This window comes from Arthrobacter pascens, assembly GCF_017052465.1.
Lineage (GTDB): Bacteria > Actinomycetota > Actinomycetes > Actinomycetales > Micrococcaceae > Arthrobacter > Arthrobacter pascens.
On the sequence record NZ_JAFHKT010000090.1, the window covers coordinates 1 to 25,241 of the forward strand.

Sequence of the window (25,241 nt, forward strand, 5' to 3'; positions counted from 1 at the left end):
CGAATCCCCGCTCACCCTGCTCGTGACCCTCGTCGCCTGCGCCCTCATGGTCGCCGGCTGGTACGCCTGCCGCAAGCAAATCCACGAAATCGCCGAAACCCGCGACGGCTTCACCGGCATGTCCCCCGTCATCGCCAACCGGAGTCCGATCCGGTAGCAGGCCCGCGACCGCCCACCGCATCTAACCCCCACCACCCAGCGCGAACGGACACTTTAAGGCCCCAGATCCAAGGGCCCCAAGTGTACGTTCGCGCCTCCAGACCCCGACAACAACAGAACGAAAGCCCGCCATGAACCGACGAACCCTGCTGAGCCACCAGCCCGACCGGCCGCCAATGGAAAGCCAGGCGAATGACAGCTGCGAGGACGGCTGTTTCTTCTGCACCGGACCGGAAACCGACTAGGCATCCCCCGGCGCCTCCACCAAATGAACGTAACCAACACCCCAAGCCAAGAAGACAAGCAGTGATGACAACGGAGTCCGCACACACCATGACCGCAACCCACACGCAACCGTTCGAAGGCCGCACCCCCAACCACGGCGCGGCACAAACGCTCCCATCGGCTGCTCCGGCCAGCCCGACCGCCAGCCCGACCGTCAGCCCGACCGCCGGCAGCAGCGCCCTGGAATCCGCCGGGCACGTGATTGTTGACTCCCTTGTGGCCCACGGAGTCGAACGCACCTACGTTGTTCCCGGCGAAAGCTTCCTGGACGTGCTGGACGGGCTGCACGGCTCCGGCATCGATACCGTGGTCTGCAGACATGAGGGCGGCGCCGCCTACATGGCCGAGGCTGACGGCAAGATGAACCAGCGTCCAGGCGTGGCCATGGTCACCCGGGGGCCCGGTGCGGCTAACGCCCACGTCGGGCTGCACACCGCCTGGCAGGACTCCACCCCGATGTTGCTCTTCGTCGGGCTGATCCCCTTTGCCCACCGTGACCGGGAAGCGTTCCAGGAATTCGACATCAAGGCCTGGTTCGACACGGGGGCCAAGCGCGTCATGGTCCTTGACCATGCCGAGCGGGCGTCCGAGATCGTGGCGGAAGCGATGTTCGCGGCCATGAGCGGCCGGCCGGGTCCCGTCGTGGTGGGCCTGCCCGAAGACATCATCCGCCAGCAGATTGATCCGGCCCTGCACCCCGCCATCCCGGTGGCGGCGGGCGGAATGAGCACCACCGACGCCGAAGCACTGGCCACCGCACTGGCCAACTCCTCGAAGCCGCTCTTTGTCACCGGCGGCAACGACTGGACCCAGGCAGCGGCCAGCCAGCTCACCGAGTGGCTGGAAAAGCACCACATCCCGGCCGCCGCGGAATGGCGCACGCAGGGAACCGTCTCCTTCGATTCGCCGTCCTACGTCGGTCCGATCGGCTATGGCCGCCCCCGCCCCACGTACGACCTTCTTGAGGAAACCGACCTGCTCGTATTCGTGGGCACGGTCCCGGGGGATGTCATCACGGACGGTTTTGTCTGCCGGCAAGACTGGAATAAGAAGAACTTCCTCGTCACAATCGACCCCTCGCTGCGCGGCCGCTCCGGCCCGGTCTCGCGGCAGATCGTGGCGAAACCGGACGCCTTCGTTCGGGATCTCGCTCGCATCGATCTGCCCCTGAAGGAGGAGTGGAAGGCGTGGACGGCCCGGATGCGCGCCGAGCAGGCGTCCTTCGCCACTCTGCCGCCAGCGACCCCCCGCGAGGGACGTGCACGGATGGACACACTGATGGCGAACCTCGTCCCGCGGCTGCCCGAGGACGCCATGGTGACCTTCGGGGCGGGCGAGCACACCAACTGGGCGCACCGGTACTTCCCCACCCGCCGCTACGCCTCGATGATCAGCGCCAGAAACGGGTCCATGGGCTATTCCGTGCCCGCTGCCATCGCCGCATCGCTGGCCAACCCGCAGCGCAGGGTGGTCACCATTGCAGGCGACGGGGAATTCCTCATGAACGGCCAGGAGTTGGCCACCGCGGCCCAGTATGGCGCCACGCCGCTGATCATCGTGATGGACAACCAGGAGTACGGCACCATCCGCACCCACCAGGAACGCCACTACCCGTCCCGCGTCTCCGGCACACAGCTGAAGAACCCCGACTTCGGCCTCATGGCCCGGGCCTTCGGCGGTTTCGGCGTCACGGTCACCAACGACAAGGACGTGCCGGCCGCCCTCGACACCGCATTCGAGGCCATCGATCGGCACGGCGTGTTTGCCCTGATCCACCTCATCGTCGAACAGCGCGTCAAAGCCTACTGACTGACCAGAAAGGGCCGCCCAGCTACCAAGCTGAGCGGCCCTTTCCGGCAAATCGCAAAGGCGACGGCGAACGTCCCTACAGCCCCGAGTAGGAGTGCAGGCCGTTGAAAAACTGGTTCACGATGGTGAAGTTGAAAACCACGCACAGGTAGCCCACGATCGACAGCCACGCAGCGCGGGTTCCTGTCCAGCCACGGGTTGCACGGGCGTGCAGGTAGCCGGCGTAGACCACCCAGATCACGAAGGTCCACACTTCCTTGGTGTCCCAGCCCCAGAAGCGTCCCCAGGCCTTCTCAGCCCAGATGGCACCGAACATGAGCGTGAAGGTCCACCCGATGAAGGCGATCGCGTTGATCCGGTAGGAAAGGTTCTCCAGGCTCAGCGCGGTCGGCACCAGGCGCATGAAGCCCAGCTTGTCCGCCCCTCCCGCGGCGATGGTCCTTTGCCGGTGCGACTGCACCAGCTGCAGGGCGGACATCGCGAACGTCAGGGTGAACAGCGCCGAGGACAGCACGGCAATGGAGACGTGGATGACCAGCCAGTAGCTCTGCAGTGCCGGCACGAGGTGGCCCACGGGAGTCCAGTAGGCCACGGAGGCCGCCACCAGCATGATGATCACCAGGCCCACCACAAAAGTGCCCAGGAACCTCAGGTCGCGCCGGATCAGCACCACGAGGAAGACGGCCACGGCCACGAACGCGCCGGTGGTCAGGAACTCGTACATGTTGCCCCACGGCACGCGCCCGGAGCCGATGGCACGGGTCACCACGCCGGCGGCGTGGATCACGGCGCCCAGGATGGTCAGGGCAACGGCCACGCGCGCGGGGGCACGGCGCTCAGCGCCGTAGCTCATGCTGGCGTCCGCCGTCTGCCCTGCCGCGCCGCCGGTTCCCTGCGCCTTGCCGGAGACGGACGACGACGGCCGCTCGGCACGGCCGGCCGGTCCGGCCAGGTGCCCCTCGACGCGGCCGGCGGCGCCTGCCGCCACCGGAACCTTCACGCCGGCGTCGGACGAACTCTCGGGGGACGCCGCGGCGGCCGCCTTCAGATCCACGGCCCGGAGGGCCCTGCTGCTCTTGGCCAGGTCCCAGGCGAAGGCGATGAACGCCACCGTGTAGGTGCCCGCCGCGAGGAGCATGAACAGCTCGCTGTACTGGCCCATGGTTTCGTTGATGGGGAACATTACCGGTCCTTCTTCGGCTCAGCCGAGCCTGCTGGTGAGGAAATGGAGGATGGTGTGCCGGGCCCGCCCGCGTCGAGGCCCCACTCGCGCTGCAGCAGCCCACGGATCGCCGCGGCTTCGCCGGCCAGGCGGTGGTCCTCGCCGCGGGCCAGCAGGCCGTATTCCACCATGGTGCGGCCATCTTCGTGGCTACCGGTGCGGACCCAGACGCGGCGCCGGTTGACGTAGAGGGAGATCACCAGGCCGGCCACTGCGAGCAGCGCGAAGATCAAGGCAGACAGCTGGCCCGGATTGTGGTGGATATCGACGCCGACATAGCGCTTCACGCCGTCGAAGCTGATGGAGCCCTTGCCGTCCGGCAGGGTGACCGTCTTGCCCGGCGCGAGCGTGATGCCCTTCGTGTCCAGGTTGCGGGCATTCAGCGGTGTCAGGTCCTTGACGTCGAGTTCGAACACGTTCTGCGGGGCGCCCGTGTCGAGGCCGAGGTCGCCATAGTAGGAGTTCAGGCTCAGCTGCGGGTTGATCAGTTCCGGATCGCCGCTGAAGGAAATACCCTCGTCGGTCACGAAGGCCGTGGGCAGGAAGAACCCGGCGAAACCGAGCTGGTCGGGCTTCGCGTCCGGCACCTTGATCACGACGGAGGAGTAGTAGTTATCGCCCTGAAGCTTGGCGACCACGGGCCCCTGCATGGCGACGTTGCCGTTGCCGTCGCGCACTGTGACCACAGGGGCGTAGCCGTTGCCCGTCAGGTAAATACTGGTGCCGCCGAGTGTCACCGGTTCGTTGACCTTGAGGACTTCCTTCTTGGCCGGTGCCCCCGGTGTTTCCTTGGTGGTGACGTCTGCCGTGAAGTCGATGGGTTGGCCGAACTTGCCCTGGGACTCGCGGTCGAACTTGATCTGGAATTTATCGAGCTGGATTGAGTACGGCTGGAGCTGGCTGCTCTGGAAGTTGGTGCCCGGGTTGAACTGGTCGTAGCCGACGAGGGTGTTGACGAAGGTGTCGCCCTCCACGAGGATCCGCTGGCCGCTGTAGCCGAACAGGCCGCCGACCGCCACGGAGACCAGCACCCCGATCAGCGAGGTGTGGAAGACGAGGTTGCCCACTTCCTTGAGGAAGCCGCGCTCGGCCCCCAAAGACGGCCGCGCGCCGTCGTCGTGCCTTACCTCAACGCGGTACCCGCGTTTCTTGAGCAGCGCCGCTGCGTCTTCAATGGCGTCCGACGCCGGGATGCCGGCTTCTGCAGGCACCACCAGTGTGCCGTACTCCGGCAGGCGGGACAGGCGCTTCGGAGTCCGCGGCGGCTCGGAGCGCATGGCCCGGTAGTGCGCGATGGCCCGGGGCACGACGCAGCCGATCAGCGAGACAAACAGCAGGATGTAAATGGCCGAGAACCAGGCAGAGGAGTACACGTCGTACAGCTGCAGCGAGTCGAGGATCTTGCCGTAGTCCGGGTTGTCCTTGATGTACTGCGTGACCACCGACGGGTTCGCCGGACGCTGCGGGAACAGCGAACCGGGCACCGCCGCCACGGCCAGCAGCAGCAGCAGGAACAGCGCCGTGCGCATGCTGGTCAGCTGCGTCCAAGCCCAGCGGAGCATGCCTCCGGCGCCCAGGTCAGGCAGCGCCGCGCTGGCCTTGGCCTCCTTCACGGCGTCCTTTGGTGCGGAATCCTTGGGGGATTCCCCGGCCGGACGGTTCTTGGTTGACTTCACACGCTCGCTCATCAGATCGGCAACTTAACGTCGGTTTGGAACCAGTACTGCAATTCAGTGACCCAGGCGCCCCACAGTCCTGTGGCCATCAGGATCCCCAGGACAATCAGGACTCCCCCGCCGGTCCGCTGGATGGCGAGCCGGTGCTTGCGGAAGAAGGACATCACGCCGGCACCGCGGCGCACCGCCAGCGCGATCAGCAGGAACGGGATGCCCAGGCCCAGGCTGTAGACAAACGCCAGGAACGCCCCCTTCGCGGCGGACGAACCGCCGGAGAGGCTCAGGAGCTGGACGGCGGAGTAGGTGGGGCCGATGCACGGTGCCCAGCCGAGGCCGAACGTGATCCCCAGCAGCGGAGCGCCCCAGAGTCCTGCGGGCGGTTTCGCGTGGATTTTGGCGTCGCGCTGGAGCCAGCTGAAGCCACCCATGAACACCACGCCCATGACAATCACCAGGATTCCGAGCAGCTGCGTGATCCACCCGTTCTGGCCGGCGCCGAGCAGCGAGCCGAGCTGGCCGAACGCGCCGCCAAGCAGCACGAAGATCACCGAAAAGCCCAGCACGAAGAGGCCGATGCCGGCCAGCATGCGGCCACGCTTCTGTTTCTCGAGGTCCACGCCGGTCAGTCCCGTGACGTACCCCAGATAGCCGGGCACCAGCGGAAGGACGCAGGGAGAGAGGAACGAGACCAGTCCGGCCAGCAGCGCCACCGGAATGGCAAGGAGCAGCGAGCCGTTCAGGATGGCTTCGGCGAAGGGGCTGTTCACGGTACGGGCCGCCCGCTACTCTGCCACGGCGGATTCGATGAGGGCCTTGAGGGTGCCCTTCTGGATCTCCCCCAGTACACGCGAAGCCACGCGGCCCTGCTTATCCACCACGAGTGTTGTGGGGACGGCCCCCGGCGGCACGAGGCCTGATACGGACAGCAGCACGCCGCCGTCCTTGTCGTTGAAGCTCGGGTAGGTGAGGCCGAACGTCTTGTCGAAGGCGTCCGCCGTGGCCTTCTCATCCCGCAGGTTCACGCCCAGGAACTGCACGCCCTTGGGCTTGAACTCCTGGTGCAGCGCTTCAAGCAGCGGGGCCTCCACCCGGCACGGCGCGCAGGCGGCGAACCAGAAATTCAGGACGGTCACCTTGCCCAGGAAATCCTTGGGCGTGACGGCGGTGCCATTAAAGAGCGTTCCCTGGATGTCGACGGCGGCCTTGCGGTCCGCGGCGGCGAATTCCGTCACCGAGCCATCCCCGGCGACGTAGTTCTTGTTGTCGCCCGCCTTTGCCTGTTTGGCCAGCGCGTCTTCCTGGGCGCAGCCGGACAGGCCCAGCGTGAGCGCCGTCAACGCCAGGCCGCCGGCAGCGAGGACGCTGCGGCGCGAGCTTACAGGGGGGTTCGTCATGGTTAGGCTCCGGGGGTGCTGGAGGCACCGGGAAGAAGGGCGGCGGCCGGCTCGCTGTACACAACGCGCAGGAGGGTGCCGTCGTCGTCGAACACGAGGGACGTCAGGGATGTAAGGGTGCACTCGCGCTTGCGCGGATCGTGCCACAGCGGCTTTCCTTCGGCGCTGAGGCGCGTGGCCCAGATGGGGAGCTGGTGGCTGACCATGATGGCCTCGGCGCCGTCGCCGCCGAGTTCGATCGCCTTGGCGCGGGCGTCCTGGACAGCTGCCCGCACGCGGGCTGCCTGATCCTTGTAGGGCTCGCCCCATGAAGGCCGCAGCGGGTTCACGAGCTTCGGCCAGTGCTTGGGCTTCCTCAGCTCGGCCTTGGTGACCCGCAGTCCTTCAAAGTGGTTTTCCGCCTCGATGATGCGCCTGTCCGTATGGATCTCCAGCCCCAATGCCTGGGACGTGGGCAGGGCAGTCTCCTGGGCGCGGGTCAGCGGGGACGCCACGAGGTACACGATCTTTGCGCCCTGGTCCGCCCGGTCGCGAAAGTGGTCCGCCAGCGTCTGCGCCATCTGCTGGCCAAGCTCGGAAAGGTGGAATTCCGGCAGCCTGCCGTACAGGACGCCCGCAGGATTGTGGACCTCGCCGTGGCGGAGCAAATGAACAGTGGCTTGGGGCATGTCTACCAGTTTCTCAAAGGGCAGGGGCAATGACGAAATCTTCTACATCTAGTAGAACTCAAGAAAATTAAGAAATGTTCCCAGGGGCCGGAATAAAAGATGCGTTTGCATGTTTATACTGGATGCAGCAGTTAGTTGAGAGTTCAACCAATAAACCTTCAACCGCAAGACCACCCGACGCACCACTGAAACAAGGAGAACCACCATGGCACTTCCCGCTAACGTCACAACCGGCACCTGGACCCTCGACACCTCGCACAGCGAAATCGGATTCACGGTCCGCCACGCAGGCATCAGCAAAGTCCGCGGCCAGTTCAAGGAAGCCACCGCAACCCTGGACCTCGCCGAGAACGTGGCCGACTCCAAGATCAACGCCACCATCCAGACCGCGAGCTTCGACTCCGGCGACGTCAACCGCGACGGCCACGTCCGTGGCGAAGACTTCTTCGACGTCGAGAAGTTCCCGGAGATCTCCTTCGTTTCCAACGGCCTCGTGGCCAAGGGCGACAGCTACGAACTCCAGGGCGACCTCACCATCAAGGGTGTGACCCGTCCGGTGGCCCTCGAAACCGAGCTCAACGGCGTGGCCGTGGATCCCTTCGGCAACACCCGCGCCGGCGTTTCCGCTGAAACCACCATCAGCCGCAAGGACTTCGGCCTGACCTGGAATGCCGTCCTGGAAGCCGGCGGCGTGCTGGTGAGCGACAAGGTTGCCATCAACCTCGAACTGGCCTTCATCGCCCCTGCCGCGTAAGGCGCACGCGCGTAACGCGCACGCACTTAGCTCGCATGCCGTGCCCGTATGACGGGCGGCACACCGCAAACGCCCCGCCCGTGGTTCCACGGAGCGGGGCGTTTGCGTGGCCCGGAACCTCCTAGAATTAGCCAAATTGCCGGTCTACAGTGAGAGCCATGAGCAACCCGAGCGATGGACCGGAGCCTGCGGAGCCGGGCTCCGAACCGCCCCCACGTGACCGCCCCCTTCCCCCGGGGCGGGGCGGACGCTTCCCGTTCGAGATGCCCGCCGACCGTCCCCGGAACCTGTACGACGCCATGCCCCAGGGCGGTTTCACCGGGCTCTTCAGCGTGACCGGACTGCCCATGGAGCTGAAGGTCTCCTACTGGATCTGGGTGATCGGTGGACTGCTGGGGCTGCTCGGCGGAGTGATCGGCATTTTCGGAGCCCTGGTGCTCTTTGCGTTCATACCCGGCCTCGCCATCCTGGTGCTTCTGCTCGTGCTACTTGCCGCGGCCCTCTCCGGGGCACAAATTGTCCTGGCGTTGAAGATGAAGGAGGGCCGCGAGTGGGCCCGGTTGGCACTGACGGCTCTGGCCGGGGCCTCATTGCTGCTGTCCATCACCAGCGTCCTGTTCACGGACAGCCGCGGCGGCAACGGGCTGGGCTTTCTGGCAAGCCTGGCCGCGACCGTGCTGATGTGGGTTCCCAACGCGCAGAGCTGGTTTGCCGCGGCCCGGGGGCGGCCCTGACCAATGGCCGCAGGTTCCGCGAATACCTCTCTGGAATGATCCTCGCGGCGTCCGCCGAGGGGTACGGTTGAACTGAACCATGCTGGGGGCAGGGCAGGCTTCTGAACCCGGCGGCCGAACCCTACGTCGAAAACGCAAAGGAACGCTCATGAGCACTCCTCCAGTCCAACCTCCGAATCCGAACGATCCGACTTCCGGCCGCCAGGGTTCCAACGAACCGGGTTCCAACGAGCCGGGTTCCAATGAACCGGGCCGGAATGGCACCGGGCTGCCGCAGTACGGCCAGAACGCCCCGCAGTACGGGCAGAATGTTCCGCCGGCACCGCAGTACGGGCAGAATGCGCCCCAGCCAGGCCAGCCCCAGTACGGCCAGAACGTTCCTCCGGCACCCCAGTACGGCCAGAACGCGCCGCAGCCCGGCCAGCCCCAGTACGGCCAGCAGCCCTTCGGCCAAAACGTCCCGCAGTACGGACAGCAGCCCTACGGCCAGCAGCCTTATGGCCAGTCCCCGTATGCGCAGTACCCCTCGGAGCAGGCCCAGGGCGGTCCCGCCGGCGTCCCGCAGTCCGTCAACCGGGCGTTCTGGATGGTCATCGCGGCCGGCGCCCTGATGCTCCTGTCAACGCTGCTGAGCATCCCGACCCTCGACGATCCCGCCACGCGGAGCATGTTCGAGGACCAGGTCCGGAGCAGCGGCCAAAACATCGCCTTCGAAGACATCAAGGGCTTCCTGATCGGCACGATCGTGGTCTTTGCGCTGATCCTCGCCGGGCTCTACGCACTGGTGGCGTTCAACATCCGCAAGGGCAAGAACTGGGCCCGGATCCTGGGCACCGTTCTCGCGGCGCTGTCCATCTTCTCGATTCTGCCCCTCGGCCTGAACACCGCCGCTGTCATTCTCGGAATCGCGGCGATCGTGATGCTCTACATGCCCGCCGCGTCACCCTACTTCCAGAAGCAGCAGCCGTTCGCCAACCCGTACGGAAGCGGCCCCTTCGGCCGCTAGGCATATTCCTCGCCGGCGGGCGCGGATCCCGGAGCCGGACTTTTAGTTCGGTTGTCCCGGGGTCTGCGCCCGTTGCGCGTGGTAGGCCAGAATCTGCAGCTCGGTGGCCATGTCCACCTTGCGCAGGTTCACGTCCTCGGGTACCTGCAGCATCACGGGCGCAAAGCTGAGGATGCTGTGCACGCCGGCCGCCACCACGCGATCGCAAACGCTCTGGGCCACGGCCGCCGGCAAGGCGAGGACCACCATGTTCGCGCCCGTCCGCTCCAGCACGGTTTCCAGGTCCGCCACGTCACTCACGCGCAGCCACCCCACCTCGTTGCCCACCACCATCTGGTCGGCGTCGAAAATGGCCACCACGTCGAAGCCCCGCGACTCGAAGCCGCCGTACCTGGCCAGCGCCTTGCCCAGGTTACCGGCGCCGACGATCGCAACCTTCCAGTCGTGTGTAAGTCCGAGCGCGGCGGCAATGTGACGGCTGAGGTACTGGACCTCGTAGCCCACGCCGCGGGTGCCGTACGACCCCACATGGGAGAGATCCTTGCGGAGCGTGGACGAGCTGACCCCGGATGCCTCGGCCAGCGACTCGGATGAAACGCGTTCGATTCCTTCGGCGAGCAGGGAGTTCAGGGCGCGCAGGTAGATGGTCAGCCGGGCCACGGCCGCGGGCGGGATCTGCTTGCCGGCAGCTCCGGTGTCCCCGGGCACGGCCTGGGGTGGTGAATCGAGCGAAGTCACTAATTGCTCCATTGCGTCGCGTTGTGAGTCCACTCTAAATCCCCATCACTTATGTCAACAAAGCCGGTGTCTGTGCGCTGGATCCGCGGCTAGCGCGCCATAGCCTGGCGCAGGACGCGCTCGAGCCTTGCCTCGTCAATCTTCCAGAAGTCGCGCTGAATCCCGTCCACCAGCACCACCGGGATCTCTTCGGCGTAGCGGTCCCGGAGGGCTTCATCGCTGTCCACCGACTGTTCCGTCCACCCAAGCCCCAGCCCTGCGGCAACCCGCCCGACAGCGTCGCGCGCGGCGGCGCACAGGTGACAGTCAGCTTTGGTGAGGAGAACGACGTCGGGATTTGCCATGGCTCAACCGTAACGCCGTTCCCGCCGGGGAGCGATGCCGGCGACGACAGAGCGCCGGAGTGCGCGCCCGTTCGGCGTCCGCGGATGATGGGCCCGCCCGCGTTGACTAGACTCAGTGGCATGCCCGAGGAGAAGTACGTCGCTGTGGCCACGCAGCCGGTTGCAACGCAGCAACAAGGCGAGGCCGCTTTCTTCGACGTCGACAACACCCTCATGAAGGGCGCCAGCCTTTTCCACGTGGCCCGCAAGATGCATCAGCGGGGGGCCTTTACGCTCACCCAGGCCGCGGGCATGGCATGGAAGCAGTTCAAGTTCGTGCTCCGTGGCGAAAACATGGACGACGTCCACGCGGTGCGGGACTCCGCCCTGACCCTCGCCTCCGGCATCACCGTCGAAGACATCAAGGTGCTCGGCGAAGAGGTCTACGACGAGATGATCGCTTCCCGGATCTGGCCCGGCACCAAGGCACTGGCCCAGCAGCACCTGCGCGTGGGGCGACAGGTCTGGCTCGTTACGGCCACACCGATCGAGGTGGCCACGGTCATATCCACGCGGCTGGGCCTGACGGGGGCGCTCGGCACCGTGGGCGAGATCAGTGAGGGCCTGTACACCGGGCGGCTGGTCGGGGACATCCTGCACGGCCCGGCCAAGGCGGTGGCCGTCCAGGGCATCGCCGACGCCGAAGGCCTGGACCTCAAGCGCTGCTGGGCCTACAGCGACTCCTACAACGACATCCCGCTGCTGACCCTCGTGGGCCACCCCGTCGCCATCAACCCGGACGCCCGGCTGCGCAAGCACGCCCGGGAACACAACTGGCCCGTCTATGACTTCCGCTCCGGCCGGCGCGCCGCCACCCTGGGGCTCAAGGCCGCAACCGCCGGAGGGGCCGTCTACGGCCTCTGGAGGGGCTACTCCCGCTTCCGCGGCCCCCGGATCTGACGCGCCCCTCCCAACGACACACTTCGAGCCCCGGGACACACTTCCCACCCTGGGACACGCAAAATCCCTCTCGACACCCGAATTCCGGTGTCGCTGTGCCATTTGCGCGTCATGGCGCACTTTCCGTGTCTAAGCGACGACGAAAGACGCGGGCGTCGTACGCCAGAACGCAAAAATGCCCGCACCCTCGAAAGGGAGCGGGCATTGACGCGCAGAAAGTATCTCTACTTCTTGTTGCGGCGCTGGTGGCGCGTTTTGCGAAGCAACTTGCGGTGCTTCTTCTTGGCCATACGCTTGCGACGCTTCTTAATAACTGAACCCACGAAAGTTCCTTACAAACTAGATGCAGTACCTGTCTGATGGAGAAGGTCCGTGGACTAAGCAACAGACTGAACAACTGACAGATTCTTACAATGACGTAAAACGTTCCTTAACAGCGTACCGCCTATCCGGGCGCCTTCTGACCGCCGGCGTCCCCATGACCTGCAGCCGCCCCCAAGGAAGCTGCAGCCGTCATGGAAACCCGAACGGTCAGTTGAGCGCCAAGAATCACGCGGTATCCGACTGTCCGTCGACAACAGCACCCTTGAGGTACTGCTCGACGGCGGTTTCCGGCACCCGGTACGAACGGCCAAACCGAACGGCGGGCATATCTCCGGAATGAACCAGCCGGTACACGGTCATTTTGGAGACGCGCATGACCTCAGCCACTTCGGCCACGGTCAAGAACTTGGCGTTCGAGAAGTTCGACTCTGCGGACATTTCCCATATTCCTTTGCTCTCAGCAACTGTGCGGCATCCCATTTGTGTGCGGTGCGCCGATGCTGAGCCATCGAACAACCGTGTTCTAGTTACTCTAGATGCTCACGTGGCCATTGTGAAAGCCCGGCGTTTCCGCGACGACGCCGCCAGCTGCTCCAGCACCGAGGCCGTCACGTCCCACTCCATGCAAGCGTCGGTGACGCTCTGGCCGTAGACGAGCTCATCCTTCCCCGCGGCGTGCTCGGCCACATCCAGGTTCTGGGCACCGCCCACGAGGAAGCTCTCCAGCATGACCCCGGCTACGGCACCTGCGGCCGCACCCGCATCCTCGAGTTGCGCACCGATTTCGAGGGCGACCTCGGCCTGGCGGTGGTGGTTCTTGCCGCTGTTGGCGTGGCTGGCGTCCACGATGAGCCGCGGGTTAAGGTTCTTCGCGGCGAGCCTGGATGACGCAGCCTCAACGTCGGCGGCGGAGTAGTTGGTGCCCTTCCGGCCGCCGCGCAGAATGACGTGCGTGTCCGGGTTGCCGGCGGTGGAGACAAGCGCCGCGCGGCCGTCGTCGTCGATCCCCAGGAAAGCCTGGGCCGCCGCGGCGGCGCTGCAGGCGTCGACCGCGACCTGGAGGTCGCCGTCGGTCCCGTTCTTGAAGCCGATGGGCATGGAGAGCCCGGAGGCGAGCTGGCGGTGGATCTGGCTTTCGGTGGTGCGTGCACCGATGGCGCCCCAGGACACGACGTCGGCCATGTACTGGGGGCTGATCGGCTCAAGGAATTCGGTGGCGGCGGGCAGTCCGAGGGCGGTGACCTGCTGCAGGAAACGGCGCGCCTCGCGCAGGCCCGTGGCGATGTCGTGGGTGCCGTCGAGCCGCGGGTCGTTGATCAGGCCCTTCCAGCCGACCGTGGTGCGCGGCTTTTCGAAGTAGGCGCGCATGACGATCAGCAGGTCTTCCTTGTGCTTCTCGGCCTGGCTGACGAGGCGGCGGGCGTACTCGAGTCCGGCCTTGGGATCGTGGATGGAGCACGGCCCCACGATCACCAGCAGGCGATCGTCCACGCCGTCCATAATTGCCCGGACTTCATCCCGGCCGCGCTCGACGACCTCTGCCATCCTGGCGTCCAGCGGCAGTTCGGCGATCATTTCCTGAGGAGTGGGCAGTGCGGTGATCCCGCTGACGCGCAGATTCGAGGTGGACTGCTTAGGGGCCGTGTGCGTCGCGCCGGTGTGGTTCGACGCCGGCTGCTGGGTTTCGGTGGCTGCTGCGGTGCTCATGTGGGTCCTGTTCCGGGTACGGAGCGGGCCCAGATCAGAACCCGCCGGAGAAATGGCGAAGGGCAGAGAATGATCTCTGCCCTGTTGGCTCTGAAGGTAGTTGGATGCGTGTCAGTTAGACGCGGGCCCCTCCAGAGCCAACGAAAAATACGCATACCAACGGTTAATCATGGAAACGACAATAAGCCCGCGCTGATGGATCGCCAAATCGACTGCGTCACATTCGGAGCACGCGGCACCGCAAATCGGCGGGAGCGCGAACGTACACTTGTGGCCATTGGGAAGCGTTTCCCAAGGGCCACAAGTGTACGTTCGCGCTGGTCCGGTGCCGGGGTTACGCCATGGTTTGCTCCACCGGCTGCTTCGCAGGCTCGCCGTAACGTTCCTGCTCGATCTGCTCCAGACTCTTGCCCCGGGTGTCCGGCGCCCAGATGATCCCGATGAGCATGGCGGCCACCAAAGCCCCGATCATGATGAGGCCCACAAAGGGCACGCCGCGCTCGGCCAGCAGCGTCGGGAACCAATAGCTCAGCAGACCGACAACGATGCGGGCAACGAAAAAGAGCACACCCTGCGCGCTGGCCCGGTAGCGTGTCGCGAACATTTCGGCTGCCCACAAGGCGTAGAAGGCCTGGGCGCCGATGCCGGCCGAGATGCCCCAGAGTGCCGCGAAGAGAATCAGTACCGGCACCGTGACGTGAACAAAGACCAGCAGGACCCAGGCGGCAAGGCCCAGCACGGCGCCGATCCCGTACAGCAGGCGGCGGTCAATGCGGTCGCCGTACTTCATGAAGCCGAAGTACGTGGCCAGAACGGTAAGCGTCCACAGCAGCACCTGCAGCAGATTCTGCTCAGCGGACGATTCAACCCCGGACGACTCGTAGACCCGCGGCATGAAGATGCCCATCTGCCCGGCAACCAGGTTCCAGAGGGCGTACACGCCCACGAGGAAAAGAAGGGCCTTCAGGTTGGTGGCGTTGGTCAGCAATTCACGGTAGTTGCGGCGCTTGACGCCGGATGCCTCCTCCAGAAGACGCGCTTCGTTCGACTTCTTCCAGGTGTGGGACTCGGAAAGCCGGCGCCGGATCCACCAAGTGATGAAAGCAATGACGAACAGGTGCGCGAAGACCAGGCGGCTACCCAGCAACCCCAGCGGAACGACGACGGTGGCAAGGAGGAAGACCAGGGCCGGAGCGAGCGACCACGCAAACTGGGCGGTGCCCACGTGCCGTGCCCGCTGTTCAGAGGGTGCCTCTTCCGCGATGTAGGTCCAGGCGACGGGCACGCCGGCGCCCACTGCGATCCCGGTGAGGATCACGCCAACGATGAGCATCCAGGGGGCCACGGCAAAGATCACCAGGGCTGTGCCGATCATGTACAGGATGAGGTCGTAGGTGTAGATGAACTTGCGGCCGTAGCGGTCGCCCAATGGTCCGCCGATCATCGCGCCGACGGCGGCACCGAAGGCGTTGGCGCTGAGGGCGGCGATAAGCCCAACAACCAGGTTGCTGAAGCCGAAGTACTCCTGCCACAGCGTCAGGCTCGTCGCCAGCGCGATGATGGATCCGGCTTCGATGTAGTTGGACATGGACACAGCGACAGTGGCCTTCCAGCCGCCGATCTCGGGGGTGTTGTTCATTCTGAATCTTTCTCTGGCGACGCCGTTGGCGCCAGGCAGCCGCGTTCGGCCTGCCCGCTTTTGATACGTTTCAAGAACCCCGCGAGTCTCTAACTCTTGACGGTGTTTGCAATCAGGTCGAGGGGTTCGTAGCGGCGCAGGCTCGTTCCTGCGCCGACAATCGAGCGAAGTTGCGGCAAACCGCCGGTGGCCACGCCTGCTGCGCGGGCCTGGACCAGCACGTTGCCGAGGGCCGTTGCCTCAACCGGGCCGGCGACGACGGGCTTGCCGGTGGCCTGTGCCGTGAGCTGGCACAGCAGCGCGTTCTGCGAGCCGCCGCCGACGATGTGCACCACGTCCACGGCAACGCCGGCGAGGCGTTCGGCGTCGGCGATGGTGCGGGCGTATCCGGCGGCGAGGCTGTCCAGGATGCAGCGGACGACGGCTGCCGGCTCGGCCGGAAGGACGGCGCCGGTGTTGCGGGCTGCAGCGCGGATGCGGTCCGGCATGTTGTCCGGGGCGATGAACGCGGGATCGTCGGGGTTGATCCGCGGCCCGCCGGGCGGGAGCACCGCGGCCGCGTCGAGGAGCTCGCCGATCGCGGGCCGGTGGCCGCCTTCGGCCCAGGTGCGCTGGCATTCGCTGAGCAGCCAGAGGCCGCCGACGTTGCGAAGGTACCGGGTGGTGCCGTCCACCCCGCGCTCATTGGTGAAGTTCGCCACGCGGCTGGCTTCAGTGAGCACCGGGTAGTGCAGTTCCAGCCCCACGAGGGACCAAGTGCCGGAGGAAATGTAGGCGAAGTTCTCCTGCTCCGCGGGAACGGCGGCGACCGCCGAGGCGGTGTCGTGCGAGCCTACGGCCACCACCGTCGTTGCCGCGGGCAGCCCGGTCCGCTCGGCGATGGAGGGGAGCAGGGGCCCCAGGGTTTCGCCGGGCTGGATCAGCGGCGGGAACAGGTCCTTGGGCAGGCCCAGGGGCCCGAACAGCTCGGTGGCCCACTCCCCCGCGACGGCGTCGAACAGCCCCGTGGTGGAGGCGTTGGTGGCCTCGGTGCGGCGCTGCCCGGTGAGCAGGAACGCGATCAGGTCGGGGATCAGCATGGCCTGCAGCCCGCCCAAAGCCGGTTCGGTGGCGAGCTGGTAGAGCGTGTTGAACTGCAGGAACTGGAGTCCCGTGGTGGCGTAGAGCCGTGCCGGCTCCAGTTTCCCGTGCACCCGGGCGACGGCGGCGCGGCTGCGTTCGTCCCGGTAGCTGTACGGCTGCGCGGTGAGCTCCCCGGCGGCGTTCACGAGGCCGTAGTCCACCGCCCAGGTGTCGATGCCGATGCTGGTGATCGTTTCCCCCCGCTCAACTGCCGCCTTGCCGGCGGCGGCGAGGCCGGTGAGCACCTCTGCGAAGAGGGCGTCGAAGTCCCAGCGGAGGCCGCCGTCGGACTCCACCACGCCGTTGGGGAAGCGGTGCACGACGTCGAGCGTGGCCCGCGCCGGACCGCCGTCGGCGGTGTTGGCTCCGGGTGTGCCTGATCCGGTGCTGATCCGGCCCAGGATGACGCGGCCGGAGGAGGCGCCGATGTCGACAGCGGCGAACACACTGCCGGCGAGCAGGCCGCCGTCGACACTTCCTTTTCCACTGGGTGCCGGTGCGGTGCTCACCGGAGGAAGGCTGCGGCGACGCCGGCGTCGACGGGGATGTGGAGGCCGGTGGTGTGGGACAGTTCGGCGCTGGTGAGCACGGCGGCGGCGTTCGCCACGTTCTCCGGCAGGACTTCGCGCTTGAGGAGGGTGCGCTGGGCGTAGTACTTGCCCAGTTCCTGCTCGTCCACGCCGTAGACGGCGGCGCGTTTGGCGCCCCAGCCGCCGGCGAAGATACCGGAACCGCGCACCACGCCGTCGGGGTTGATGCCGTTGACCCGGATCCCGTACTCCCCGAGTTCGGCCGCGAGGAGCCGGACCTGGTGGGCCTGGTCGGCTTTGGTGGCGGAGTAGGCGATGTTGTTCGGGCCGGCGAAGACGGAGTTCTTGGAGGAGATGTAGATGATGTCCCCGCCCATCTCCTGCTCGATCATGACCTTCGCGGCGGCCTTGGCCACCAGGAACGAGCCCTTGGCCATCACGTTGTGCTGCAGGTCCCAGTCCTTCTCGGTGGTTTCGAGCAGCGGCTTGGAGATGGACAGCCCGGCGTTGTTCACGACCAGGTCGACACCGCCGAAGGCCAGCACGGCCTCCTGGATGGCGGCCTGGACCTGGGCTTCATTGGTGACGTCGGCCTGCACGCCGATCGCGACGTCGGGCCCGCCGAGTTCTTCGGCGACCTTTTCCGCGTTCTCGAGGTTCAGGTCCGCGATGACCACGCAGGCACCTTCCGCGGCGAGGCGGGTGGCGATAGCCTTGCCGATCCCTGATGCCGCGCCGGTCACCAGTGCGATGCGGGTGGCGTGCGACTTGGGCTTGGGCATCCGGGCCAGCTTGGCTTCCTCCAGTGCCCAGTACTCGATCCGGAACTTCTCGGATTCCTCGATCGGGGCGTAGGTCGAGATCGCCTCGGCGCCGCGCATCACGTTGATGGCGTTGATGTAGAACTCGCCGGCCACGCGTGCGGTCTGCTTGTTCGCACCGAAGGAGAACATTCCAACGCCCGGCACGAGCACGATGGCCGGGTCCGCGCCGCGCAGGGCGGGGCTCTCCGGGGTGGCGTGGCGGTCGTAGTAGGCCTGGTAATCCTCGCGGTAGGCCGTGTGGAGTTCCTCCAGCCGCGCCACGGAGTCCTCGATCGAGGCGTTGGCGGGCAGGTCCAGGATCAGCGGATTGACCTTGGTGCGCAGGAAGTGGTCCGGGCAGGACGTGCCGAGCGCACCGAGCCGCGGGTGCTCGGCGGCTTCGAGGAAGTCAAGGACGACGGGGTCATCGCTGAAGTGCCCCAGCTGCGGTTTGTCCGTGGACGCCAGGCCCCGGATCACCGGCGCCAGCGCCGCGGCCTTCGCGCGGCGCTCCGCTTCGGGGAGCGGGGCGTAGCCGGGCAGCTTGGGACCGAAAGGCTCCGGGCGACCGTTTTCGCGGATGTACTGTTCGGCCTGGTCGATGATCCACAGCGAGTTCGCTTCCGCTTCCTGGGACGTGGCGCCCCAGGCGGTGATGCCGTGCCCGCCCAGGATGGTGCCGATGGCCAGCGGGTTGGCGTCCTTGATCGCGGCGATGTCCAGGCCCAGCTGGAAGCCCGGCCGGCGCCACGGCACCCAGACCACCCTGTCGCCGAAAATCTTCGTGGTGAGGGATTCGCCGTCCACCGCGGTGGCGATGGCGATCCCGGAGTCGGGGTGCAGGTGGTCCACGTGTGCGGCGTCCACGAGCGCGTGCATGGCCGTGTCGATCGAGGGAGCGGCGCCGCCCTTGCCGTGCAGACAGTAGTCGAACGCTGCGACCATCTCGTCCTCGCGCTCCACGCCCGGGTAGACGTTCTTCAGCGACTGCAGCCGGTCCAGGCGGAGCACTGCGAGGTTTTCCGCCCGCAAAGTACCCAGATCGCCGCCGGAACCCTTCACCCAAAGGAGCTGGACGTCGTCGCCCGTTACCGGATCCTTCTCGGTGCCTTTCGCGGAGGTGTTGCCGCCGGCAAAGTTGGTGTTCCGCTTGTCCGCACCGAGGCGGTTGGAGCGGGTGATCAGCTCTTCAACGGTCTTGTTGATGTTGTTCGTGCTCATTGTTTTAGGCGCCCCATCCGGCTTGCTGGCCGCCCACGCGGTCCTCGTTGATCTGTTTCTGGTAGCCGCTGGCCTTGAAGGCGGCCAGCGGGTCCGCGGGCAGGCCGCGGGATTCACGCCACTCGGCCAGGACCGGCCGGACATCGGTGTAGAAGGCGTCGTTGAAAACTGCGTTGGCGGCCAGCACATCCCCCGTGCGCTGGGCCTCGGCCAAAGCAGCGGTATCGATCAGCAGGGCCCGTGCGGTCATTTCCTGGACGTTGAGCACCGAGCGGATCTGGCCCGGGATCTTCTCCTCCAGGTTGTGGCACTGGTCCAGCATCAGTGCGACGCCGGACTCTTTACCTGGCACGCTGCCGAAGCCGCCGCCGCGGATCACCTCGTGCATGATGCGGAACAGCTGGAACGGATCCGCCGCGCCCACAATCAGGTCATCGTCCGCGTAGAAGCGCGAGTTGAAGTCAAACGAGCCCAGCTTGCCGAGGCGCAGCAGCTGCATCACGATGAATTCGATGTTGGTACCTGGCGCGTGGTGGCCGGTGTCCAGGCAGACAAAGGCCTTCTCCCCCAGGGCCAGGGTCTGCGCGTAGGAGGTGCCCCAGTCCGGGACATCTGTGTGATAAAAAGCCGGTTCGAAGAACTTGTACTCAAGCACCAGGCGCTGATCCTCGCCCAGGCGGGCGTAGATCTCCTGCAGGGACTCCGCCAGGCGGTCCTGCCTGCCCCGCATGTCGTCCTGGCCGGGGTAGTTCGTGCCGTCCGCGAGCCAGACTTTCAGGTCGCGGGAACCGGTCTGGTGCATGATGTCGATGCACTCGAAGTGGTGGTCGATGGCCCGGCGGCGGACTGCGTCGCTGGAGGAGGTCAGGGAGCCGAACTTGTACTCGTCGTCCTGGAAAGTGTTGGAGTTGATCGTGCCCAGGCCCACGCCCAGCCCCGCCGCGTATCCCTTCAGGGCCGCATAGTCATCCACCTTGTCCCACGGAATGTGCAGCGCCACCGTGGGCGCCAAACCTGTGAGTTCATGGACCTTGGCCGCGTCTGCGATCTTTTCCTGCACGGTCCGCGGGGTGCCGGGCGTGCCGAACACCTTGAACCGCGTGCCTGAATTTCCATAGGCCCACGAAGGGACCTCGATGGCAAGCTCCTCGAGCCTGCCCAGCGCCGTTGCTACGTCGTTCATGATGATATTCCGGTTTCTCTCACTGGTTTCACGGTTGGTATTTTCGGTTCTTTGCGTGGCCGGCCGGTGTACCAGGTCAGCCCTCATCCGAGGCGGCGGCGAGCTGGTCCTCAAGGTTGAAAACCTCCGGCAGCACGGTGAAGCCCAGATCCGGAGGAAGCTCCGTGTCGGCAAACAGGCTGCTCATCTCGGCTTGCCAGCGGGCGTTGACGTCAGTCAGTGCCATGCGGGCCCGAACGCTGCCGAAGTCATCGCACTCCAGATACCCGATCAGCAGTCCGTCGTCGGCCAGGAACAGCGAGTAGTTGTCCCAGCCGGCATCCTTGAGCGCCTCCAGCATCTCGGGCCAGACCTGTGCGTGCCGGCGGCGGTATTCATCAGCGACCGCGGGCTGCACTTGGGAGCGGAAACACACCCTCATGTGGAATCTCCTGGCTTTCTGATTCTTTGAATCGTTTCATTGTTACGATTCAAAGTACTCTTGGATTAAGGCGGGTGTCAAGCATTCCCCGCCCCCGAGAGCTTGGAGAAGTATGTTGCGGTCAGCCAGCATCAAAGATGTCGCCAACCACGCCCGTGTGGCAGTGGGCACGGTATCGAATGTCCTGAACAACCCGGACCGGGTTTCGCCGCGCACGAAGGACCGCGTCCTGCAGGCCATCGAGGAGCTCGGCTTCGTGCGCAACGACGCCGCCCGGCAACTCCGTGCAGGCCACAGCCGGACCATCGGCCTCATTGTGCTCGACGTCGGCAACCCGTTCTTCACGGCCGTGGCGCGGGCCGCTGAGGATGCGGCGGCGCTCCACGGCAGCGCCGTCCTGCTCGGCGACAGCGGCCACGACGCCGGCAGGGAGTCGGGCTATATCGACCTCTTCCAGGAGCAGCGCGTCCAGGGCCTGCTGATCTCGCCCGTCGGCGACGTCGAAGAACGCCTCGACCAACTCCGGGAACGCGGCGTGCCCACCGTTCTGGTGGACCGGCTCGCCGACGACGCCAGCTACAGTTCCGTCTCTGTCAACGATGTCGAAGGCGGCTTCTTGGCCGCCCGGCACCTGCTGGACATTGGCCGCCGTCGGCTCGCCTTCGTGACAGGGCCGACGTCGGTCCGGCAGTTCGCGGACCGCCTTGAGGGGGCGCGGCGCGCCGTTGCGGACGTTTCCGGAGCTTCACTGGAAGTCGTGGAGTCGGACGGGCAGACGGTCCTCGCGGGCCGCGGGATGGGCGATCAGTTGGTGGGCCGCAGCGCAGACAAAATTCCTGACGGCATATTCTGCGCCAACGATCTCCTGGCGCTGGGTGTCATGCAGTCCCTCGCCATGACCCACACGTTCCGCATCCCTGAGGACGTTGCCCTGATCGGCTACGACGACATCGACTTTGCCGTGTCAGCTGTCGTGCCGCTGTCCTCCATCCGCCAGCCCACGGAGGCCATCGGCAGGACGGCCATCGAGCTCCTCGCCGAGGAACTCGATGAGACGCACCCGCGGCACCGCGCCGTCGTCTTCACCCCCGAACTCGTGGTGCGGCAAAGTACGGCCGGAGCCGCGGTCTGAGCCGCGGCTCGCTCCGAGGCGCACCGGGCAACCTCTGGTGGGAAGCCTGACGCGGCGCCCCGGACCGAATTGAAACGTTACACAAGACGCCGCAAAAAGAGTAAAGTGCTTGCCATGAAGACAACGACGTCTGGCCTCACGGCCCCTTCCCAGGCTGTGCCACAAGAAACCGCTGCGGTTCCCTCCAGGGTGGCCCTCGTAGGCGTTCACGGTTTCGGCACCCAGCACCTGCGGAACCTGGAGCGGCTGCAGGCCGGTGGCACTGTCAATCTGGTTGCCGTGGCCGATCCGAACACGCCTGCACCCGGCGCGCTCCCAGGCGAGACTGCCGTTTTTAGCGACCTGGACGAGCTGCTGCGGCACACGTCCGGGCTGGACGTGATCATCGTGGCCACACCCATCCAGACCCATGCACCGCTGGCACTTGCCGCCCTCGCGCACGCCGACCTGTACCTTGAGAAACCGCCGGTCGTCTCATTGGCAGACTTTTATCGGCTGCAGGACGCGGCGGCCGCTCATGGCAGGAGCGTGCAGATTGGGTTCCAGAGCCTTGGGTCGCGCGCGCTGCCGGCTATCAGCGAGCTGGTGGCCCGGGGCGAGATCGGCGACATACAAGGGATCAGCGCGACCGGACGCTGGGTCCGAGACCGCGCCTATAACAAGCGTTCCGCTTGGGCGGGTAAGCGGAGCATCGACGGCATAGATGTTGTGGACGGCGTGTCCACCAACCCGCTGGCGCATGCAGTGGCCACGGCGCTGCGCATCGCGGGCGCCCAGTGCGTTGAGGACGTGGCTTCCGTCGAGACTGACCTGTACCGCGCCAACGACATCGAATCCGACGATACCTCCGTCATCCGGATCCGGACCGCCGCAGGTCTTCCCATCACCTGCGCCCTTACCCTCTGCGCCGGTGAATCCGTGGAGCCCTACGTGACCGTGCAGGGTTCGCGGGGACAAGCCGTGTTCCACTACACCGAAGACCGCCTCGTCGTGACCACTTCCGGGGACAGCCGGGAGGAGTCATACGGACGGGACGACCTCACGGAGAACCTGCTCGCCCACCTCGCGGATGATGCTCCGCTCATCAGCCCCCTGGACGGGAGCGGGGCGTTCATGCGGGTGCTTGAGGCAGTCCGTACCGCTGAGCTTCCAGCGTTCATTGACGGCGCCCACGTGGAGTGGGCCGGTGAGGGTGATGCAGCCCATGCTGTAATACCCGGAATTGAAGAAGCCCTGGAACGTGCCGCTTCGACGCATGCCACGTTCAGCGAACTGGGACTGCCCTGGGCACGGCCACTCACGACACGGCACACCTCATCATGATCCTGCAGTTCCCATTCGCCGCAAATGGCCGCTCTGTGCGGGACACCCCTTCGCAGCTCCCATGACTGTTTCCCATTTAATGTCACACCCCTCTGACAGAGTTTTCCTATGGAAGCCATTGGGGAAGATGCAGCGGATCGTACCGCAGGCCGGGCGGTAACGCCGGGTCTCAGTGCGGCTGCCCTGCTGGGGAGCCGCCGGCTCCGCAGCGTTCCCGTTTCGGCTTCTGGTGGGCATCGCTCGGCGTCCGACGGCGGCGGCTCCGTTGTTCTGCGGCAGTGCCTGGCACTGTTGGAATCGGCGGTGGACTCCGCGCCCGGGGAGCTGGCGCTGGCTGGGTTCCGGGAGGCTGCGGACTTCGCCGACGGGGCCGAGGAGATTTCGCGCCGGGTCGAGCAGCTGCAGCTGCTCGGCGCCGCCGCGGTCGACCGGACCCGCACCGAGGCGATCAACGCCGCCGACCCTGCGAGCAAGGCCACGGGCTGGACCACCGGCTGGGGCAACGAACCGGCGGCGCCCGTACCCGGCACCGAACCGGGTCCCGATGACGGCAGCGGAACCAGCGCCGCCCCTGACGCTGGGGCGGGTGCCACCCCTGAAACTGCCGCTGGGGCTGATACAGCCGCCGCGGCTTCCTTGCCCGCAGCCCCCACGGTGCAGGTACCGGCCCCGGCTTTCGATCCGGCCGATGATGGGTGCCGGAACACCGCCGAGTTCCTGCGGGTCAGGCTCCGGATCAGCATCGGCGAGGCCCGACCCCGCCTCGCCCTCGCCGGCGCCGTCCTCCCTCGCGCCGGGATCACCGGAGCGCCCATGCCCCCGGCCTGCGAACCCACCGCCGCGGCCCTGGCCGCCGGGACCATCGCCTCCCGCGCCGGAACCATCATCACCACCGCCCTGGACAAGGCCCGGCCCATCGCCGAGCCCGCCGTGCTGGAGCAAATCGAGACCATCCTGGTCCACACCGCGGTCGAGAACGACCACGATTTCCTGACCCGCATCGCCCACCGCTGGGCCGACGCCATCGATCAGGACGGCACCGAACCATCCGAAGAAGAACTCCGCCACCGCCAAGGCGCCTTCCTCCGCCGCCCCCGCCGCGGCCTCCACCACCTCGAAATCTTCGCCACCACCGACCAGTACGAACACTTGCTCACCGTCATGAACACTGCCACCAACCCACGGACCACCACCCCCAACACCACCAACAGCACCAACACCACCAACAGCGGCAACGACAGCAGCGGCCCCGGCAACCGCGGCGACGGCGGCGCCGCAGCCAACCTCGACGCGGTATTCAACACCGCCACACCGGACCCGGACCTGGACCGCCGCACCGTCCCCCAACAACGCCTCGACGGCCTCGTCGGCGGCTGCAAAGCAGCCCTCGCCGCCGGCACCCTGCCCACCACCGGCGGACTCCGCCCACAGGTCATGGTCACCATCAGCTACCAAGACCTCCTCAAACAACTCCAAACCGCCGCCGCCACCGGCCCCCGCTACCCCCGCACCACACCAACAACACCCACGGCCCGGAGCGCAACCAGCCAAACCCACCACGACACCTCCCGCGGCGCAGCCCCGGCCGCGGCCACCACGGACCAGCCCACCGTCCCCGGCACCGGAGAGTTCCCCGGCACCGCTACCGGCACGGATCCAGACACGGCCACGGTCAATGGCCTTCACCAGCCCCCGCACCCCGGCACGGAGTCCGGCCAGCCCCCACTCCCTGGCCCGGAACCAGGCGCATCCCCAGGCACAGCGACCGGCAGCGGAACATTCACCTTCACCGGGCCCGTCACCGCCTCCACCGTCCGCAAAATTGCCTGCGACGCCGACATCATCCCGGTCCTGCTCGGCAGCGAAGGCCGCATCCTCGACATCGGCCGCACCACCCGCATCTTCCCGCCCCACATCCGCAAAGCCCTCACCGCCCGCGACCAATGCTGCGCCTTCCCCAACTGCACCATCCCCGCCCCCTGGTGCGAAGCCCACCACACCACCTACTGGTCACACGGCGGCACCACCGGCACCGACAACGGCACCCTCCTGTGCTCCCATCACCACCACCTCATCCACAAAGAACAATGGACCATCCACATGCGATC

General features: G+C 66.4%; 23 protein-coding genes. 8 read left to right on the forward strand and 15 right to left on the reverse strand.

Annotated features, from left to right (window positions below; genetic code table 11):
• Nucleotides 1–492 precede the first annotated feature (492 nt).
• Entirely contained in the window at nucleotides 493–2,253 is a 1,761-nt protein-coding gene (locus JYA52_RS01180) for a thiamine pyrophosphate-dependent enzyme (protein ID WP_240459835.1), read from the forward strand.
• Between the two features lie 76 nt (nucleotides 2,254–2,329).
• Here JYA52_RS01180 and ccsB read toward each other — a convergent pair whose 3' ends face one another.
• From ccsB to JYA52_RS01205, 5 genes are read right to left on the reverse strand one after another with little or no spacing between them, the layout of a single operon-like run.
• Nucleotides 2,330–3,436, reverse strand: coding sequence for a c-type cytochrome biogenesis protein CcsB (ccsB, locus tag JYA52_RS01185; protein WP_205651327.1), 1,107 nt, complete (start codon nucleotides 3,434–3,436; stop codon nucleotides 2,330–2,332).
• Complete coding sequence (resB, locus tag JYA52_RS01190) at nucleotides 3,436–5,163, reverse strand: cytochrome c biogenesis protein ResB (RefSeq protein WP_205651328.1); 1,728 nt, start codon at nucleotides 5,161–5,163, stop codon at nucleotides 3,436–3,438. Before resB ends, ccsB begins: the two co-directional genes overlap by 1 nt.
• Complete coding sequence (locus JYA52_RS01195) at nucleotides 5,163–5,918, reverse strand: cytochrome c biogenesis CcdA family protein (RefSeq protein ID WP_205651329.1); 756 nt, start codon at nucleotides 5,916–5,918, stop codon at nucleotides 5,163–5,165. The genes resB and JYA52_RS01195 overlap by 1 nt, the downstream gene beginning before the upstream one ends.
• Before the next feature lie 15 nt (nucleotides 5,919–5,933).
• Nucleotides 5,934–6,545 carry a TlpA family protein disulfide reductase gene (locus JYA52_RS01200; protein ID WP_205651330.1) on the reverse strand — a complete coding sequence of 204 codons (612 nt, stop codon included), beginning with the start codon at nucleotides 6,543–6,545 and terminating at the stop codon, nucleotides 5,934–5,936.
• A 2-nt stretch (nucleotides 6,546–6,547) separates the two neighbouring features.
• Nucleotides 6,548–7,213, reverse strand: a complete 666-nt coding sequence (locus tag JYA52_RS01205) for a histidine phosphatase family protein (RefSeq protein WP_205651331.1) — start codon at nucleotides 7,211–7,213, stop codon at nucleotides 6,548–6,550.
• Nucleotides 7,214–7,418: 205 nt separating this feature from the next.
• Here JYA52_RS01205 and JYA52_RS01210 point away from each other — a divergent pair, with 205 nt between their 5' ends.
• From JYA52_RS01210 to JYA52_RS01220, 3 genes are all read left to right on the forward strand, one after another.
• Nucleotides 7,419–7,967: a YceI family protein gene (locus tag JYA52_RS01210; RefSeq protein ID WP_205651332.1), complete on the forward strand. Its 549-nt coding sequence runs from the start codon at nucleotides 7,419–7,421 to the stop codon at nucleotides 7,965–7,967.
• A gap of 158 nt (nucleotides 7,968–8,125) precedes the next feature.
• Complete coding sequence (locus JYA52_RS01215; RefSeq protein ID WP_240459836.1) at nucleotides 8,126–8,701, forward strand: hypothetical protein; 576 nt, start codon at nucleotides 8,126–8,128, stop codon at nucleotides 8,699–8,701.
• 148 nt (nucleotides 8,702–8,849) lie between these two features.
• Nucleotides 8,850–9,707, forward strand: a complete 858-nt coding sequence (locus JYA52_RS01220; protein ID WP_205651333.1) for a hypothetical protein — start codon at nucleotides 8,850–8,852, stop codon at nucleotides 9,705–9,707.
• A 42-nt stretch (nucleotides 9,708–9,749) separates the two neighbouring features.
• Here JYA52_RS01220 and JYA52_RS01225 read toward each other — a convergent pair whose 3' ends face one another.
• Nucleotides 9,750–10,445 carry a redox-sensing transcriptional repressor Rex gene (locus JYA52_RS01225; RefSeq protein WP_205651334.1) on the reverse strand — a complete coding sequence of 232 codons (696 nt, stop codon included), beginning with the start codon at nucleotides 10,443–10,445 and terminating at the stop codon, nucleotides 9,750–9,752.
• Nucleotides 10,446–10,534: 89 nt separating this feature from the next.
• Nucleotides 10,535–10,789 (reverse strand): glutaredoxin family protein, encoded by a 255-nt coding sequence (locus tag JYA52_RS01230; RefSeq protein WP_205651335.1) that lies wholly within the window; start codon nucleotides 10,787–10,789, stop codon nucleotides 10,535–10,537.
• A gap of 120 nt (nucleotides 10,790–10,909) precedes the next feature.
• Here JYA52_RS01230 and JYA52_RS01235 point away from each other — a divergent pair, with 120 nt between their 5' ends.
• Nucleotides 10,910–11,728, forward strand: a complete 819-nt coding sequence (locus JYA52_RS01235; RefSeq protein ID WP_205651336.1) for an HAD family hydrolase — start codon at nucleotides 10,910–10,912, stop codon at nucleotides 11,726–11,728.
• 224 nt (nucleotides 11,729–11,952) lie between these two features.
• On the opposite strand, the gene JYA52_RS01240 is transcribed toward JYA52_RS01235, so the two are convergent.
• From JYA52_RS01240 to JYA52_RS01275, 8 genes are all read right to left on the reverse strand, one after another.
• Complete coding sequence (locus JYA52_RS01240; protein WP_003792170.1) at nucleotides 11,953–12,051, reverse strand: 30S ribosomal protein bS22; 99 nt, start codon at nucleotides 12,049–12,051, stop codon at nucleotides 11,953–11,955.
• 226 nt (nucleotides 12,052–12,277) lie between these two features.
• A complete protein-coding gene (locus JYA52_RS01245; RefSeq protein WP_205651337.1) occupies nucleotides 12,278–12,490 on the reverse strand; it encodes a helix-turn-helix domain-containing protein in 213 nt (70 codons plus the stop codon).
• A 102-nt stretch (nucleotides 12,491–12,592) separates the two neighbouring features.
• Nucleotides 12,593–13,759 carry a 3-deoxy-7-phosphoheptulonate synthase gene (locus JYA52_RS01250; RefSeq protein WP_205651338.1) on the reverse strand — a complete coding sequence of 389 codons (1,167 nt, stop codon included), beginning with the start codon at nucleotides 13,757–13,759 and terminating at the stop codon, nucleotides 12,593–12,595.
• Nucleotides 13,760–14,093: 334 nt separating this feature from the next.
• Complete coding sequence (locus JYA52_RS01255) at nucleotides 14,094–15,398, reverse strand: MFS transporter (RefSeq protein WP_205651339.1); 1,305 nt, start codon at nucleotides 15,396–15,398, stop codon at nucleotides 14,094–14,096.
• Nucleotides 15,399–15,487: 89 nt separating this feature from the next.
• Entirely contained in the window at nucleotides 15,488–17,029 is a 1,542-nt protein-coding gene (locus JYA52_RS01260; protein ID WP_307869273.1) for a rhamnulokinase, read from the reverse strand.
• Nucleotides 17,026–19,074 carry a bifunctional aldolase/short-chain dehydrogenase gene (locus tag JYA52_RS01265; protein ID WP_205651340.1) on the reverse strand — a complete coding sequence of 683 codons (2,049 nt, stop codon included), beginning with the start codon at nucleotides 19,072–19,074 and terminating at the stop codon, nucleotides 17,026–17,028. Before JYA52_RS01265 ends, JYA52_RS01260 begins: the two co-directional genes overlap by 4 nt.
• 4 nt (nucleotides 19,075–19,078) lie before the next feature.
• Nucleotides 19,079–20,257, reverse strand: coding sequence for an L-rhamnose isomerase (gene rhaI / locus JYA52_RS01270; RefSeq protein ID WP_205651341.1), 1,179 nt, complete (start codon nucleotides 20,255–20,257; stop codon nucleotides 19,079–19,081).
• Nucleotides 20,258–20,333: 76 nt separating this feature from the next.
• On the reverse strand, nucleotides 20,334–20,678 hold the full coding sequence (locus tag JYA52_RS01275) for an L-rhamnose mutarotase (RefSeq protein WP_205651342.1): 345 nt from the start codon (nucleotides 20,676–20,678) through the stop codon (nucleotides 20,334–20,336).
• Nucleotides 20,679–20,790: 112 nt separating this feature from the next.
• Between JYA52_RS01275 and JYA52_RS01280 the strand changes: the two genes are divergently transcribed.
• The 3 genes from JYA52_RS01280 to JYA52_RS01290 all read left to right on the forward strand — a co-directional run.
• Entirely contained in the window at nucleotides 20,791–21,810 is a 1,020-nt protein-coding gene (locus tag JYA52_RS01280; RefSeq protein WP_205651343.1) for a LacI family DNA-binding transcriptional regulator, read from the forward strand.
• Nucleotides 21,811–21,924: 114 nt separating this feature from the next.
• A complete protein-coding gene (locus JYA52_RS01285) occupies nucleotides 21,925–23,133 on the forward strand; it encodes a Gfo/Idh/MocA family protein (protein WP_205651344.1) in 1,209 nt (402 codons plus the stop codon).
• A 108-nt stretch (nucleotides 23,134–23,241) separates the two neighbouring features.
• Nucleotides 23,242–25,241, forward strand: a 2,000-nt coding sequence (locus tag JYA52_RS01290) for an HNH endonuclease signature motif containing protein (protein ID WP_205651345.1), incomplete at its 3' end; no start/stop codon positions are given.